We start from the raw sequence: 15,310 nt of genomic DNA, 5'->3' as shown, positions 1-15,310 counted from the left end.
CTGCTGCTCAGTCGCGGACGTGCGGGCTCCGGCCGTGACGGCTCCGGTACTCCTCGACGAGCTCCTCCTCCGTCACACGACCACCGTCGCGGAGACGTCGCAGGAAGGGAACCAGCCACTCGCCCTGGGCCTTCACGATGTGGGCGAGCCAACGTGTCTCCAGCGCCTCGTCGACGCCGACGATGCAGCCGGCGGACCCGTGTCCCACGCCCTCGCTGAGTCCGACCGTCCACCGGCCGTCACCGTCCACGAGCAGGTCCACGTCGTACGGCCAGGCGGAGGCGTCCTCCCCTCGACCGCGTCGCGGGGTCGAGGCGAGCCTCAGCACGCGTCGGTGGCGGTCACCCTTCACCGGAGGCGCCTCCTTCGAGCCTCCACGGCCGTGCGCGGAGGTCGTCGAGACGCCCGGTCGCGAGCTCCGTGACGATCTCCAACATCTCGTTCCGAGGGACGCCGTGCAGGACGAGCTCAGGGTCGTGAGGTCGCTCCGCGTGCACGAGGACGACCGTGCCGGAGGCGTAGGCGGAGACGAACCAGCCGAAGTCCTCGCAGACGCCGACGTCGGACTCCTCCGCGTTCGCGTCGTCCAGCTCGTCGATCAGCGCGGGCAGACCGGAGAGCTCACAGGGGTCGGAGGAGCCGTCGAGGTGCTGGACGAACATGACGCGAGCCTAGCGACGGACGCCGTCCGGCGCCGGGCCGGCTCGGCGCTCGAGGTGGCCGCTCGTCCCTACAGCCCCAGCACCTCGCGGATCGTCCGCACGACACCCGAGTCGTCGTTGGACGGCGCCGTGTACCGCGCCGCCGCCGCGACCTCCGGGTGCGCCCCCGCCATCGCGTAGGACCACTCGGCGCGCGCGAGCATGCCGAGGTCGTTGGGGTAGTCGCCGAACGCCATCGTCTGGGCCGGCGTCACGCCCATCTCGTCCTGGAGCGCGGCGAGCGCGGCGCCCTTGTCCGCCGTCGGGCTCATGATGTCCACCCACACGCCGGCCGAGACGAGCACGCGCGAGCCGGGGACCTCACCGATCGCGGCCGCGACGCCGGTCTCGGAGCCGTTCGGGTCCCAGACGGCGATCTTCAGCACGTCGTCGTCGACCGCGTGCAGGTCCTCGACGACCTCGAGCAGCGGGTAGTACGGCTGCGCCGTCCGCACGAAGTCCGGCAGCGACGCGACGGCGGCCGTGCTCACCCACGCGCTCCGGCGCCCCGCGAGCACGACGGCGGCCGTCCCGCCCCCGGCGGTGTAGCGCTCCACGGCGTCGAGCACGACGGCGACGGCGTCGCGCGGGACGCCGTCGAGCGAGACGACCTCCCCGCCGCGGGCCGCCAGGGCGCCGTTCTCGGCGATGATCGCCAGCGCGTCGACGGCCTGGCGGCCGGCGCCCACGGGGGTGTCGTCGGGTCCGACGGGGTCCTCGCCGGCGATCGCCAGCCGGATGCTCTCGTGCTGCCGGCCGCTCGCGGGGACGACGGCGATGCAGCGCGCCGTCAGCTCGGCGAGCAGGGGCGGGAAGTCGGCGCCGAGACGCTTGCGGGAGTCCAGCAGGGTCCCGTCCAGGTCGATGGCGATCAGGCGGATGTCGGGGGCGCTCACCCGCCCATCCTCCCAGCCGCGCGTCAGCCCACGAGCCCCAGGCGTGCGAACAGCTCCGCCAGTCCCGAGGCCTCCGGCCCCGCCACCTGCGCGTCGGCCACCGCCAGCACCTCGGGCCGCGAGCCCGTCACCGCCACACCCAGGCCCGCCCACGCCAGCATCTCGACGTCGTTCGGCCCGTCGCCGACGGCGATCACGTCCGCCTGCCCCACACCGAGCGCCGCCGCGGCGATCGCCAGTCCGTCCGCCTTGGACAGCCCGGCGCGGAACAGCTCGCCGGCGCCCGGCCCGATCTCCGGGATCGAGCTCGGGATCGACTCGATGCCGGGCCCGATCTCCGCCACGATCCGTGCGTCCGGCACGGACGAGCCGAAGTAGGCGATCTTCGAGGTCGGGAAGGCCGCGAGGTCGCGCTCCTCGGTCAGCGGCGTCACGGGCGGCCGACCCGTCGGCGCCACCACCTGCAGCGCGCGCTCCAGGTGCTCGACGTCGGCCGCGGGCCCGGCCAGCGCCGTCGACCCCTCGAGCAGGAACGGGACGCCGTGCGCGAGCAGCACCCGCACGGCGCGGGCCGCGAGGTCGGGCTCGAGAACGCCGTCGCGCAGGACCTCGCCCGCGATCTCGACGTACCCGCCGGCGCTCGCCACCGCGCCGTCGAACCCGAGGTCGAGCAGACCGGCGATCATCGAGCGGGGGCGGCCGGTCGCGAGCAGCACGCGGTGCCCGGCGGCCCGCGCCGCGCGCACCGCCTCGAGGTTGCCCTGCGGGACCTCGCCGTGGATCGCGAGGGTGCCGTCGACGTCGAGGAAGATCGCGCGGGTGATCACGGATCGACCCTATGTCGCCACCGTCACGCCGCCCCGGCCCGACGGCGCCACGGCGCGGACGTAGGCTCGTCCGGGCGTTCAGGCCGACCGCCCCACACCCGTCGAGAGGACCCCACCGCATGGGAGAGGCGCTCCACACGGCAGCCGCCGCCGCCCACGCGTGGCTGCAGTCCCTCGACACCCGCCACGTCAACGCCGAGCACGACGTCGACCAGGTCGCCGCCGTACTCCGGCAGCCCTTCCCCGAGCAGGGTGCCCGCGCGTCCGACGTCGTGCGCGAGCTCGTCGCCGCCGCGACCCCGGGGCTGGTGGCGACGCCGTCGGGCCGCTACTTCGGCTGGGTCAGGGGCGGCGTGCTCGACTCGGCGCTCGCGGCCGACTGGCTGACCTCCGCGTGGGACCAGAACGCGAGCCTGCTGGCGGGGTCGCCGGCGGGCGCCGCGGTCGAGCGCGTAGCGGCCGAGTGGATCCTGGACGCTCTCGGGCTGCCCGGCAGCGCGTCTGTCGGGTTCGTCACCGGCGGCCAGATGGCCAACTTCACGTGCCTCGCGGCCGCGCGGCACGCCGTCCTGGCGCGCGCGGGGTGGGACGTCGAGCGCGACGGTCTCCTCGGCGCCCCGGCCCTCGGCGTGTTCGTCGGGGCCGAGCGCCACGTCACCGTCGACCTCGCGCTGCGCTACCTCGGCCTCGGCCAGGCGCGCAGCACCGTCGTCGACGCCGACGACCAGGGCCGCCTCGACCTCGCCGCGCTCGAGCGCGCGCTCGAGGCCGACGAGCTCGCTCACCCCGGCCGTCCGCGCATCGTCGTGCTCCAGGCGGGCAACGTGCACTCGGGCGCCTTCGACCCCGGCGCGGCCGTCGCGCTCGCGCACCGCTTCGGCGCGTGGGTGCACGTCGACGGCGCGTTCGGCCTCTGGGCGGCCACCTCACCCCGCCACCGGCACCTGACCGCGGGTCTCGAGCACGCGGACTCCTGGGGCACGGACGCGCACAAGACGCTCAACGTCCCGTACGACTCGGGTCTCGCGCTCGTCGCCGACGCCGACGCGCTGCACGCCGCCATGGGGGAGCGGGCCGCCTACCTGATCCAGGACGACCGGCCAGATCCGCTGGCCACCGTGCCCGAGTTCTCGCGCCGCGCCCGCGGCTTCACGGTCTGGGCCGCGCTGCGCGAGCTCGGTCGCACGGGCCTGTCCGGCATGGTGGCCGGCTTCGCCGACCACGCGGCGCGATTCGCTCGCGAGCTCGACGCGCTGCCGGACGTCAGCATCGTCAACGACGTCGTCTACACGCAGGTGTGCGTCGCCTTCGCCGACGACGCCGAGACGCGCGCCGTCGCCGCGGCCCTGATGGCCGAGGGGACGACCTGGATGACGCCGTCGACCTGGCACGGCCGCACCGTGCTGCGGGTCTCGGTCTCCAACGCCCGGACGGACGACGACGACGTCGCGCGCGCGGTCGAGGCCGTCACCCGGGTCCTGGGTCAGGTCCGCGGCGGGCGCTGAGCGCCTGCTCCGTCGTCACCCGCACGCGTCACGCGGCTCCACGTCGGTCCCCCGCGGATGGGCACCTCTCCCCGCCCGCGAGCCCCCCACGCGCCCGCCCGCGCCCCTAGATTGCGTTCCGGACGAGGGGAGCGATCATGGGGATCGACGTCATCTGGGACCACCTGCGGCAGGCCGCCGAACGCGCCAGAGCCGCGCGCGAGGCCGCGCCCGACCTGGTGATCCCGACCATGCCGGACCACGGGGGCGACTCCGTCGGCGGTGCGGCGAACGCCTGGATCGCCGAGTGGTCGGACTACCTCTACGAGGCGAGGACGGTCGTCGGCGACCTCGGCGACATGCTGGCCGAGACCGCCACGGCCTACGAGAGCGCCGACGACGAGGTGGCCGCCGCCGTCGCCACGTTCGACAGCGACCTGGGGACGGCGCTGTGACCAGCGGGACCGACCGGTACGAGATGCCGAAGGACCTTCCCTCCGACATCGCGGAGCTGGCGACCGCCGTGGTCGCGTTCGGTTCGGCGTGCGAGACGCTGCACGCACCGCTCGGCCCCGTGCTCTCCGACCTCGACACCGGCTGGTCCGGGGGAGTGGCGGGCATGGTGGCGCTGGCCCGGGTCGTGACGCTGCGCGAGAGCCTGGGCAGGGCGGTGGCGACCATGGACACCGTCGAGGCGGCGGTGCGCGCCTACGAGTCGACGCTCACCGCCGCGCGCGCCGACGTCGAGGAGGTGCGCGGGCGCTTCGACGACCACTGGCCGTCGGGTTCGGAGGAGCCGTGCGTCGACGGCAAGGAGTCCTTCCTCCTCGACCTCGATCACCTCACGCTGCTCGGCGAGCTCGACGGCGACCACGCCTCGGCCCTGGACACCGCGAAGGAGGCGGTCGACGCCTGCCGCGACGTGCTGAACGCGAACCGGCCCGACCTGCCGGAGGGGTTCTCCGGGCGCTCGCCGCTCGGCGAGATCCCCGAGGGGTTCTGGCTGCAGCGCAACCAGTACATCGAGGACCTGATGGAGCTGAGCGACGACGAGCTGAACGACTGGCTCGCCTCCACCTCGCGCGAGGACATCGAGCGGCTCTTCGACGGCCTCGGCCAGCCGATGCGCTCGATCCTCATCGACCGCCTGATGCGCGACGCCGACCCGCTCCTGCTGCCCAAGATCGTCGACGCCGTGCCCGGCGCACAGCCGAACCCCGGCGACGGTGCCGGCTGGACGACCCCCGGCAGCGGCGGCGACCTGCCGATCTTCCCCGAGGACGTCGAGGGCCACGACTGGATGAACGACATCAACCAGGGCTCCTACGGCGACTGCTGGTACCTCGCGACGCTCGCCGGCGTGGTGGACGAGGACCCGGACTGGGTCCAGAACCACGTGGTCCCGAACGCCAACGGCACGGTGACCGTCTACCTCTACGACGACAAGGGCAACCGCGTGCCCGTGACGGTCAACGGCGAGCTGCCCACGGGCGACGGCCAGAGCTACCGCGGCGTGCGGCCCGGCTCCGGTGACCTGAGCACCGGACCGGCGTGGCCCGCGTACGTGGAGAAGGCGATGGCCCAGTTCTACGACGACGGCGACGGCACCGAGGGCACCTACGGGAACATCGAGGGCGACTGGCCCAAGGAGGCGGGCCGGGCTCTGACCGGCCACGACTCCGACGAGTGGGACGACTCCGACAACGTGTCCGAGGCGCTCGAGGACGGCCGTACCGTGGTCGCCAGCACACCGGGTGAGTTCAAGAGCGAGCCGATGGACGGCATCGTCTCCGGCCACGCGTACACGATCACGAGCGAGTCCGACGGGCGGTACTACGTCCGCAACCCGTGGGGCAACAACCACCCGGGCTGGATGACGCGGGACGAGCTGGACAGGTACTTCAACAAGTTCACGGCGGTCGAGCGATGAGGAGGGTGGGGACGATGAGCGACGGCTTCGACCACGACGGCGGTGCGCCCGGGGCGGGTGCGCCCGCGGGCGGGGCTCCCGCCGACGACCGGTTCGAGCGCTCCCAGGTGCGCGCCCGGGAGCTGACCGCCCGCTGGGAGGGTGCCGCGCCGCTCGAGGGCACCGATCGCTACCGCGTGCGCAACGCGATCCCGGTGCCGGAGCCCGCGCTGCCACGGCTCGCAGCGGCCGGCGGCGACGCGTCCGCGCGGGCCGCGTGCGACGTCGGCTCGGCCGGCGCCTACCCCGTCCCCGGTGGTGGCGGCGGGGACGCGCACTACCTCGTGCTCCCGATGACGGCGAGCACCTGGCGCACCGACACCGACGGGAGGGTGAGCGGGTTCGAGCGGATCGAGGACCGCGCGCGACTGCTGCCCGGTCAGGTGGCCGAGTGCGACGGCTGGGTGCTGCGGCTGACGGACGTCGACCCGGACGGCTCGGGGACGCTGGAGCTCCTCGCGATCCCCGAGGGGTGGGACGTGCGCCCGGGGACGAGGACGGCCCCGTCGGCAACGGCGGAGACGCGGACGTGAGGAGCGCTCGCTCGCGTCAGACCCGCGCGCTGCTCGCCGCGCTGGGTCTCGGCCTCGCGGCCTCGCTCGCCGCGTGCACCCCGGACGAGGCCGGTCGGGAGCCGCCGGAGCCTTCGTCGTCGTCCGACCGGGGCTCGACCACCGCGGGCGGGAGCGATGACGACGACGCCGAGCTCCTCGCCGCGCAGGACCGCGCGGCCGAGCTCGCCGCGACCTGGGGCGACGCCGGGGCGGTGCCGGGCACCGGCCGCTACGCGGTCGAGCCGGGCCGAGCGGTGAGCGATCCGGCGGTGCCGTCCGCGCTCGGGGTCGACGGCGCGGCCACGGCCGCCACGCTCACGGTCGGCTCCACGGGTGACGGTGAGGCGGGCGACGGCGAGGCGGGCGACGTCGTCGTCCAGCTCGCGCTGACGGCCGCCACGTGGGACACGACGCAGGAGCAGGAGTGGGCCGAGGTCGACGCGGTCGAGTGCGACGCCCTGGTGAGGGTCGACCAGCTCGCGGAGTGCGGCGGCTGGGTGCTGCGCGTGCGGTCCACGACCCCCGGCGGCGGCGCCGCGGTCGAGCTCGTGGCTGTCCCGGACGGCTTCGAGATCTGAGCCGCACGGCCGCGCGGACGGCCCCGTACGGGGCCGTGTGACGGGGGCGACTCGGTGGGGGCTAGACGGGTCCGCCGACGCCGGGATATCTTCACGCAAGAAGACACCCTTAACGCAATCTTAGGTAGGCCCTGATGTCCGCTGCAGGTACCGCTGACAATCGCAGCGCAGTCTTCTCGACGTCCGGAACTGGCCGGGCGCCCGTACCTGTGGAGATCGAGATGACCGGTTCCGACGTCACCGTCTACGCCCCCGTCGTGGAGGACGCGTTCGACTTCTCGGCCGAGGAGCTCGCGATCGTCGAGACCACGCGGCGCGCGCAGATCGTGTGCATCATCCCGGCCTACAACGAGGCCGAGACGATCGAGTCCGTGCTCGAGGGGCTCCTGGCCCAGACGCGGCTCCCGGACGCGGTGCACGTCATCATCAACAACTCCTCGGACAACTCCTTCGACCTGGCCAAGAAGTTCGCCGGCGAGTACAGCGTCGAGCGCGGTGACGCCATCCAGAACACCGCGATCTACGTGCACGACATGGGCAAGGTGCCGGACAAGAAGGTCGGTGCCCTCAACTACGGCTTCCGCCTGGCCGACGGTGCGGACTTCCTGCTCGGGGTCGACGGCGACACCGTGATGTCCCCCGACGCGCTGGAGCTGATGGAGGCCGAGATCACCTCCGACCCCCGCATCGGTGGCATCTCCGCGATCTACACCGTGGACAACCACACGAGGAACCCGATCGCCTCCCTCCTCCTGACGGGTCAGCGCGCGCAGTTCGCGGCGTTCAACCTGCAGAACCTGCTGCGCGGCCGCAACATGGCCGTCCTCGGCGGCCAGTCCTCCATCTTCCGCATCTCCGCGCTCCACGAGGTCATGGCCCAGTACCACCAGGACACCCCGTGGGTCAGCGACTCCGAGGTCGAGGACTCCCTCCTCAGCCTCCAGATCAAGAACCTGGGCTACTCCACCAAGATCAGTGCGACGGCGCGCGCCGTCGTGGGCGGCATGGACAACATCCGCGCCCTGGACGGTCAGCAGGTGAAGTGGAACTACGGCGCGATCGACCTGATGTGGCCGGGCCAGCGAGGTGACACCTCGGGCCAGCCGTTCCACCCGAACCTGCGCCTGCGCTGGATCGAGAACATCGGCATGCTCGTGAACATCTTCACGCGCATCAGCTTTCTCGCCCTCCTGATCGGCGCGCTGTCGATCGACGCCCTCGTGCTGTCGCCGATCTGGCTCATCCCGCCGATCGTCGCGACGGCGCTGAACGTCCGCATCGCGATGTCGATCCAGGGACGGACGTGGCGCGACGTGCTGTTCGCGGCGACGCTCGTGCCGGCCGAGATCTACATGTGGGTCCGCATCGGTCACTTCATCCGGGCGTGGACGAAGTTCCTCTCGAAGGTCCGCACGGACAACTGGGCCGCGCAGGCCCGCGCCGAGCGCGGTGCCGGCTGGGCCCACCTCACGCCGCTGATCGTCGCCGTCGTCGGCCTCGCCGCCATCGTCTACGGCTGGAACGCGCTGCCGGTCGTGGCGCAGGCGTCGATCCTGTGGGTCGGCTGGCCGCTGCTCGCGATCCTCACCGCGCTGCAGACGCTGTTCATGCTCCGCCAGCTCACGCGGCGCCAGTACGGCTACCGCGCCTGACGGATCCCCCTCCCCTCCGCCGAGCCCGTCCCAGCTCGCGGCATCCGGCCGGATACCGCGAGCTGCGGCGTTCTCGGGGTTTCCGGCAGGATGGTGACGTGACCAGCGACGCTCCCGCCTCGACCGTCTCCTCGACCCGCCGCGTGGGGGTGATGCTGCCGCGCGATCTGCCCGCCTCCGGGGTGCTCGCGTTCGCCCGTCGCGCCGACGAGCTCGGGTTCGACGAGCTCTGGGTCGTGGAGGACCTCGGCTTCCGCGGCGGCGTCGCGCAGGCCTCGGCCGTGCTGGCCGTCACCGACCGGATCACGGTCGGGATCGGCATCGCCCCGGCCGCCGCGCGCCACCCCGCGTTCGCGGCGATGGAGATCGCGACGCTCGGCCAGCTCTTCCCCGGCCGCGTGATCGCCGGCCTCGGGCACGGCATGCCCGGCTGGATGCGCAGCCTCGGCGCATGGCCCGCGAGCCCCCTGACGCTCCTGGAGGAGACGACGACGGCGGTGCGCCACGTGCTGCGCGGCACCCCCGTGCCGCAGGGCCGCTACGTCACGCTGCACCACGAGGAGTTCGACCAGCTGCCCGACGTCGTCCCGCCCGTCGTCCTCGGCGTCCGCGGTCCGCGGTCGCTCGCGCTGTCGGGCCGGGTCGCCGACGGCACCCTGCTCGCCGAACCCGCGCCGCCCACCTACATCCGCGCGGCACTCGGCCACATCGCGGCCGACGGCCCGCACGAGCTCATCACCTACGACGTCGCCCGCGTGGACGACGACGGCGACGCCGCCCTCGAGGCCGTCCGCCCCGGTCTGGCCTACGTCGGCGAGCCGGACTGGGCCCCGCACCTGGTCGACCTCGACTTCGCCGACGACCTCGCCGAGCTGCGCGGCCGGTGCGAGTCACCCGCCGCGTTCGCCGAGGCCCTCCCGCTCGCCTGGGTCGACGCGCTGAGCCTCGCCGGAACACCGGATGCGGTGCGCGCGAAGATCGCCGCGCGGCACGACGCCGGCGCCACCAGCATCGTGCTCACCCCCGTGGGCGAGGACCGTCTCGCCCAGCTGGAGCAGCTCGCGCGCGTGCTCTGACGGCTCCGGCTCCCGTCCCGGTGCCACCGCCCCGACGGGCGCGCCGTCGTCGCCACACCTGGGGCAGGACACCGTGCCTCGGCGCGAGGAGGAACGTCACCGCGAACACGATCCCGAGCGCGACCACGATCGACGGCCCGCTCGCCGTGTCGAGGAAGTAGCTCGACCACACCCCGCCGAGCGCGCAGAGCGCCGAGATCGCCGGTGCGACGACCAGCATCCGCGAGAACCGCTCGGTCAGGAGCCGCGCCGTCGCGCCAGGGATCACCAGCAGCGCGACGACCAGCACCACGCCGACCGCCTGCAGCGCGACCACGCTGGTCAGCGCGAGCAGGCCGAGCAGCAGCGCCTCGAGCCGGCGCGGGGAGAGTCCGACGGCGTGCGCGTGCGTCGGGTCGAACGCCACGAGCACCAGGTCGCGCCGTTTGAGCAGCAGCGCCGCCACGACCACCGCGCCGACGACGAGGACCTGCAGCACGTCGGCCGCCGCCACGCCGAGCAGATTCCCGAACACGATGTGGCCGAGGTCGACCTGGCTGGGCGTGATCGAGACGAGCACGAGCCCCAGCGCGAACAGCGACGTGAACACGACGCCGATCGCCGCGTCCTCGCGGATCCGGCCGCGCCCCCGCACCACGCCGATGAGTGCGACGGCTCCGACGCCGAACACCACCGCCCCCAGCGCGAACGGCGCCCCGACCACGTAGGCGAGCACGACGCCGGGCAGCACCGAGTGCGAGACGGCGTCGCCCATCAGCGACCAGCCCATCAGCACGAGCCAGCACGAGAGCAGCGCGCACACCACGGCCGCCACGACGGCGACCAGCAGCGCGCGCTGCATGAACGCGTACTGCAGCGGCTCCAGCAGATCGACACCGGTCATCGCTCACCCCCGAGGCCGAACGTCAGCGCCAGCGTCTCGGGGCGCAGCACGACGGCGGGCGTGTCGTGCACGAGCACGCGGCGCCCGGCCAGCAGCGCGGCCTCGTCGGCGAGCTCGGGCAGTCCCGCGAGATCGTGCGTGGCGACGACGACGCACGCTCCGCCGTCGGCCAGCTCGCGCAGCACGCCGCTGATGGTGTCCTGCGACGGTCGGTCGACGCCGGCGAACGGCTCGTCCAGCAGCAGCACGCTCGCCTCCTGCGCCAGCGCGCGAGCGACGAACGCACGCTTGCGCTGGCCGCCCGACAGCGCGACGACCGTGCGGTGCGCGAGGTCGGTCAGGCCGACCCGCGCGAGGGCCTGCTCGACGGCGTCGCGATCGGCCGGGCGCAGCCGGCGCGTCGGTCCCAGGTGGCCGTAGCGGCCCTGCTCGACGACGCCGCGCACGTCGAGCGGAAACGCCACGTCGACCTGCTCGGCCTGCGGCACGTACGCGACGAGCGCGCGCCGTCGGGCCGCCTGCGGCGAGCCACCGGCCACGGTGACGGTGCCGCCGTCGGGCCGGACGAGGCCGAGCAGCGCCTTGAGGAGCGTCGACTTGCCCGACCCGTTGGTCCCGACGAGGCCGCACACGCGCCCCGCACCGACGGCGAGGGTGGCTCGCTCGAGCGCGACGACGTCGCCGTAACGGACGGTGACGTCGGTGAGGGCGATCCCGGCGGTCATCGGGACCCTCCGGTCGTGCCGGTCAGCCCCGCGGCGATGGTCGTCGCGTCGTGGCGCAGCAGGTCGAGGTAGGTCGGCACGGGACCGTCGGGCTCCGAGAGCGAGTCGACGTAGAGGGTGCCGCCGAAGGCCGCGCCGGTCTCGAGCGCCACCTGCTCCATCCCGGTCGCCGAGACGGTCGACTCGCAGAAGACGGCGGGGATCTCTAGCTCGCGCACGGCGTCGATCACGGCCGCGACCTGGCGCGGCGTCGACTGCTGCTCGGCGTTCACCGGCCACAGGTAGACCTCGTCGAGCCCGACGTCCGCGGCCAGGTAGGAGAAGGCGCCCTCGCACGTGACGAGGACGCGCTGGTCGGGCTGGACGGCGGCGAGGTCGTCGATCAGCTCCACGCGCACCGCGTCGACCTGGGCGCCGTAGTCCGCGGCGTTGGCAGCGAAGTCGGCAGCGTGGGCGGGCACGAGATCGCTCAGCGCCTCGACCGTCGCGTCGAGGTAGAGGTGGATGTTGCTCGGAGACATCCACGCGTGCGGGTTGGCGGCCCCGGTGTCCTCGCTGCCCTCCCCGATCGGGAGCGTCTCGACGCCGTCGCTCAGCGTCACGTGCGGGGCGCCGGACTCGGCGGTGAACGCCGCGAACCACGCCTCCAGCCCGAGTCCGTTGTCCAGCACCAGGTCGGCCCCGGCGGCGCGCGCGATGTCCTGCGGCGTCGGCTCGTACCCGTGGATCTCGGCTCCCACGCGCGTCAGCGACTCCACCCGCACGTGGTCCCCGGCGACGTTGCGCACGATGTCGGCGAGCACGGTGAAGGTGGTCAGGACGACGGGGCGGGGGTCGTCGTGCCGATCGGTGGTGGACTCGGCCGGGGCGGGGTCGACGGCGCCGGGGCTGCACGCGGTGAGCGCGCCCAGGGCGGGGAGGAGGGTGGCTGCGAGCAGCGCCGTCGTTCGTCTCATCACGTCCTCCACAGGTGGGCCGACATCGAAAGTTTGGTGACCCGAACTCTAGCTCTTTCGGGTGCGGCGCGCGCCTCGTGGCAGGCTGGGCGGGTGAGTGGCGAGGAGTTCCGGGAGCGGCTGGCGGCGGTGCGCCGACGCATCGACGACGCCGCTCGGGCTGCCGGTCGCGACCCCGCCGAGGTGCGGCTGCTCGCCGTGACGAAGACGGTGCCCGCCGACGTCGTGCGCCTCGCGATCGAGGCCGGGTGCGACCGCCTCGGCGAGTCCCGGGCGCAGGAGCTCGTGGCCAAGGTGGCCGCGCTGATCGACGTGCCACCGCCCGGCCCGCGCTGGGTCTTCCTCGGTCCGCTGCAGACGAACAAGGCGCGCGACGTCGCCGCGCACGCCGACGAGCTGCACTCGCTCGACCGGATCGAGCTCGCCCGCGCGCTGCAGCGCCGGCTCGAGGCGGCCGACCGCACGCTGGACGTGCTGGTGCAGGTGAACACGTCGCGCGAGAGCGAGAAGTCGGGCGTCGCGCCCCAGGATGCGCTCGGTCTCGTGCGCGAGGTCGCGGGGCTGGATCGGCTGCGCGTGCGGGGGCTCATGACGATCGCGACACGCGGCGGCGACGACGGCGAGGCGCGCCGGTGCTTCCGCGAGCTGGCGGCGGTGGCTGGGCGGGTGCGCGCGGAGGCGATCGCCGGCGTCGTGATGGACGAGCTGTCGATGGGGATGTCCGGCGACCTGGAGGCCGCGGTCGCCGAGGGCGCGACGACGGTCCGGATCGGGACGGCGCTGTTCGGCGCTCGCTGAGCGCTGCGGCCGGGCCGGGGGCCGTGCGGTTCAGGTCGCGAGGAGCCAGCTCCGCACGGCCGCGAGGACGGGTGCGTCGGCGGGGGAGTGGTTGCCCGGGACGAGGACGATCTCGGTCGGCCCGGTGATGGTTCCCAGGTGGGTGCGGAGCTCGTCGGGCGTGCCGAACGGGTCCCTCTCCCCGGACACCGCGAGCGTCGGCGCCGTGATCGCCGGGAGGTGTGCGGTGCGCAGCGTGTCGGGACGGCCCGGCGGGTGCAGCGGGTAGGACAGCAGGACCAGGCCCGCGACGTCGAGCCCCTCGGCCACCGCCATCGACGCCATCCGACCGCCGAAGGATCGACCGCCGACGGCGATGCGCGCCGTCGGGACGCCCAGCTCGGCGGCGAGATCGGTCACGAGGGTCGCGACGTGGGCGACGGCGACGGCGGGTCGCTCCGGCCCCTTCCTCCCCGCGTCGCGGTTGGCGAAGTGGGCGCGCACGACGCGGAGGTCCGGCGCGGCGTCGGCGAGGTCGCGCTCGAGCGCGACGAGCGTGCGCTGGTCCCGGTCGCCGCCGGCGCCCGGCAGGACGACGAGACCGGCGGGCGGTGCGAGGAGGCTCATCCCCCGCACGGTAGTCGGGTGGTCACAATGGGGCATGACCGAACCCCTTGGTGGCCGCGCCCGGATCGAGATGCCGGTGCGGTGGTCCGACGTCGACCTGTTCGGCCACGTGAACAACGCGGCCTTCCTGCGCTTCCTCGACGACGCCAGGTTCGCCACGTTCCCCCGGATGGGCGTGGATGTGGCGGGCGCCGTGACGGACGCGGTCCTCGTCGTCGTCAAGCACGAGATCGACTACCTCGCGGCGGTGCCGTTCACGTCCGACCCGGTGACGGTCGAGGTGTGGGTCTCGCGCATCGGTTCGTCCTCGGTCGACTTCGGCTACGAGGTGGTCTCGGGATCGGGTGTCCCGCTGCTGCTGGCGCGCTCGCGCATGGTGCAGGTCGACCGCGCGTCCGGGCGCCCGCGGGCGTTCTCCGAGGCCGAGCGGGCGGACTTCTCCGCCTACCGGGATGCGGAGCCGGTGCTGCGGGGCTGGTGACCCGCGAGGGGCGGCCTGATGCCGGCCCGCCCCACTCCGTGTGCAGGGATGGCCGGAATGAGCCTTCGCTGTGCACGGATGGCCGTCGGGCCGGGCCAGAAGCAGCCATCCACGCACACCGAAGGTCCGTTGACCGACGCCCGCACTTGTCGTGGCCGGACGCCGGATGGCGCGGCTCACCGCCTTCGTGCAGGCGTTACCGATACATCGTTGACAATCGCTCGGACGTCCTTCACGATATATCGGTACCCATCGCACACCAAGGAGAACCACCATGCGACACATGAACGACGACGAGAGGTTCACGACCCGCTGGAGCCCGCGCGGCCCCTGGGGTCGCGGAGAGGGCCGGACCGAGGGTCCGGACGAGGGCGGCCAGGACCGGTTCGGCGGCGACGCCGGAGGCGGCGGCCGTCGGGGCCACGGCGGGGGCCGCGGTGGGGGCCGCGGACACGGCGGTCGGGGTGGGCCGTTCGGCGGATCCTTCGGTACCGGATTCGGCGCGGGGTTCGGCGGAGGCTTCGGTCCCGGTTTCGGACCCGGTGGTCCGTTCGGACCCGGGGGGCCCGGCGGACCGCGCGGTCGCGGGCGTGCGCGCCGAGGCGACGTGCGGCAGGCCATCCTGTCGCTCCTCGCGGAGGGCGACGCCAACGGCTACGGCCTGATCAAGGCCATCGAAGAGCGCACGGGCGGCGTCTGGCGCACCAGCCCCGGATCGGTCTACCCGACGCTCGCGCAGCTCACGGACGAGGGTCTCATCGCCCCCGTCGAGGGCCAGACCGGGAGCGGCACCACCTACGCGCTCACCGAGGCCGGTGGCACCTACGTCACCGAGAACGCGGAGGAGCTGGCGAAGGTCTGGGCGCCCGCGTCCGAGACCTGGGCCGAGGTGGGCGACATGATGCTCGCCGGCCGCAAGCTCGTGGACGTGCTGCGCCAGGTCGCCACGAACGGCACCGACGAGCAGCGCGCCACGGCCACCGCCAAGATGGACGACCTGCGCCGCGAGCTCTACCGGATGCTCGGCGAGTAGCGCCGCACACTTCCGCCGGGGGCCGGAGTCCATCAGGATGACGCCCACGAGCGTGCTGCGCCCGACCCGGCCCCGAGGAAGAACCGAGGAC

At 73.8% G+C, this 15,310-nt stretch carries 18 protein-coding genes; 10 read left to right on the top strand and 8 right to left on the bottom strand.

All coding sequences use genetic code 11. The annotated features are described in order from the left end of the window. Positions 1-7: 7 nt before the first annotated feature. From SERN_RS14505 to SERN_RS14490, 4 genes are all read right to left on the bottom strand, one after another. On the bottom strand, positions 8-352 hold the full coding sequence (locus SERN_RS14505) for a hypothetical protein (RefSeq protein WP_135850880.1): 345 nt from the start codon (positions 350-352) through the stop codon (positions 8-10). After that, positions 342-662, bottom strand: a complete 321-nt coding sequence (locus tag SERN_RS14500) for a hypothetical protein (protein WP_135850879.1) — start codon at positions 660-662, stop codon at positions 342-344. Before SERN_RS14500 ends, SERN_RS14505 begins: the two co-directional genes overlap by 11 nt. Positions 663-730: 68 nt before the next feature. Further along, positions 731-1,597, bottom strand: coding sequence for an HAD hydrolase family protein (locus SERN_RS14495; protein ID WP_199241632.1), 867 nt, complete (start codon positions 1,595-1,597; stop codon positions 731-733). Positions 1,598-1,620: 23 nt separating this feature from the next. Continuing rightward, positions 1,621-2,424: an HAD hydrolase family protein gene (locus tag SERN_RS14490; protein WP_135850878.1), complete on the bottom strand. Its 804-nt coding sequence runs from the start codon at positions 2,422-2,424 to the stop codon at positions 1,621-1,623. Between the two features lie 119 nt (positions 2,425-2,543). On the opposite strand from SERN_RS14490, the gene SERN_RS14485 reads away from it, so the two are divergent. From SERN_RS14485 to SERN_RS14455, 7 genes are all read left to right on the top strand, one after another. Further along, entirely contained in the window at positions 2,544-3,929 is a 1,386-nt protein-coding gene (locus SERN_RS14485; protein ID WP_135850877.1) for a pyridoxal phosphate-dependent decarboxylase family protein, read from the top strand. 137 nt (positions 3,930-4,066) lie between these two features. Further along, on the top strand, positions 4,067-4,363 hold the full coding sequence (locus SERN_RS14480) for a hypothetical protein (protein ID WP_135850876.1): 297 nt from the start codon (positions 4,067-4,069) through the stop codon (positions 4,361-4,363). Continuing rightward, positions 4,360-5,838, top strand: coding sequence for a C2 family cysteine protease (locus tag SERN_RS14475; protein ID WP_135850875.1), 1,479 nt, complete (start codon positions 4,360-4,362; stop codon positions 5,836-5,838). The genes SERN_RS14480 and SERN_RS14475 overlap by 4 nt, the downstream gene beginning before the upstream one ends. Before the next feature lie 14 nt (positions 5,839-5,852). Beyond that, positions 5,853-6,410 (top strand): hypothetical protein, encoded by a 558-nt coding sequence (locus tag SERN_RS14470; RefSeq protein WP_135850874.1) that lies wholly within the window; start codon positions 5,853-5,855, stop codon positions 6,408-6,410. Beyond that, the gene (locus SERN_RS15370; RefSeq protein WP_158292677.1) at positions 6,407-7,009 is read left to right on the top strand and encodes a hypothetical protein; all 603 of its coding nucleotides are present in this window, start codon (positions 6,407-6,409) and stop codon (positions 7,007-7,009) included. Before SERN_RS14470 ends, SERN_RS15370 begins: the two co-directional genes overlap by 4 nt. Before the next feature lie 221 nt (positions 7,010-7,230). Further along, a complete protein-coding gene (locus SERN_RS14460) occupies positions 7,231-8,661 on the top strand; it encodes a glycosyltransferase family 2 protein (protein WP_135850873.1) in 1,431 nt (476 codons plus the stop codon). A 98-nt stretch (positions 8,662-8,759) separates the two neighbouring features. Beyond that, the gene (locus tag SERN_RS14455) at positions 8,760-9,737 is read left to right on the top strand and encodes an LLM class flavin-dependent oxidoreductase (protein ID WP_332888471.1); all 978 of its coding nucleotides are present in this window, start codon (positions 8,760-8,762) and stop codon (positions 9,735-9,737) included. Here the strand turns inward: SERN_RS14455 and SERN_RS14450 are convergent. Genes SERN_RS14450 through SERN_RS14440 form a run of 3 tightly spaced genes read right to left on the bottom strand, consistent with a single transcriptional unit; the run spans position 9,679 to position 12,301 of the window. Then, positions 9,679-10,620, bottom strand: coding sequence for a metal ABC transporter permease (locus tag SERN_RS14450; protein ID WP_135850872.1), 942 nt, complete (start codon positions 10,618-10,620; stop codon positions 9,679-9,681). The two genes, SERN_RS14455 and SERN_RS14450, sit on opposite strands and share 59 nt — an antisense overlap. Further along, positions 10,617-11,345, bottom strand: a complete 729-nt coding sequence (locus tag SERN_RS14445) for a metal ABC transporter ATP-binding protein (protein WP_135850871.1) — start codon at positions 11,343-11,345, stop codon at positions 10,617-10,619. The genes SERN_RS14450 and SERN_RS14445 overlap by 4 nt, the downstream gene beginning before the upstream one ends. Next, entirely contained in the window at positions 11,342-12,301 is a 960-nt protein-coding gene (locus SERN_RS14440; RefSeq protein ID WP_135850870.1) for a metal ABC transporter solute-binding protein, Zn/Mn family, read from the bottom strand. Before SERN_RS14440 ends, SERN_RS14445 begins: the two co-directional genes overlap by 4 nt. A 93-nt stretch (positions 12,302-12,394) precedes the next feature. Here SERN_RS14440 and SERN_RS14435 point away from each other — a divergent pair, with 93 nt between their 5' ends. Then, complete coding sequence (locus SERN_RS14435) at positions 12,395-13,099, top strand: YggS family pyridoxal phosphate-dependent enzyme (RefSeq protein WP_199241631.1); 705 nt, start codon at positions 12,395-12,397, stop codon at positions 13,097-13,099. A gap of 30 nt (positions 13,100-13,129) precedes the next feature. Here SERN_RS14435 and SERN_RS14430 read toward each other — a convergent pair whose 3' ends face one another. Beyond that, positions 13,130-13,705, bottom strand: a complete 576-nt coding sequence (locus SERN_RS14430) for an alpha/beta hydrolase family protein (protein WP_135850868.1) — start codon at positions 13,703-13,705, stop codon at positions 13,130-13,132. Positions 13,706-13,739: 34 nt separating this feature from the next. On the opposite strand from SERN_RS14430, the gene SERN_RS14425 reads away from it, so the two are divergent. Both SERN_RS14425 and SERN_RS15915 read left to right on the top strand, forming a co-directional pair. Further along, positions 13,740-14,186: an acyl-CoA thioesterase gene (locus SERN_RS14425; RefSeq protein ID WP_135850867.1), complete on the top strand. Its 447-nt coding sequence runs from the start codon at positions 13,740-13,742 to the stop codon at positions 14,184-14,186. A gap of 607 nt (positions 14,187-14,793) precedes the next feature. After that, positions 14,794-15,219 carry a PadR family transcriptional regulator gene (locus tag SERN_RS15915; protein WP_233251728.1) on the top strand — a complete coding sequence of 142 codons (426 nt, stop codon included), beginning with the start codon at positions 14,794-14,796 and terminating at the stop codon, positions 15,217-15,219. Positions 15,220-15,310 lie beyond the last annotated feature (91 nt).

Origin of the sequence: Serinibacter arcticus, assembly GCF_004786095.1 — a bacterium.
Taxonomy (GTDB): Bacteria; Actinomycetota; Actinomycetes; order Actinomycetales; family Beutenbergiaceae; genus Litorihabitans; species Litorihabitans arcticus.
This window is presented reverse-complemented; position numbering and strand designations above follow the sequence as displayed.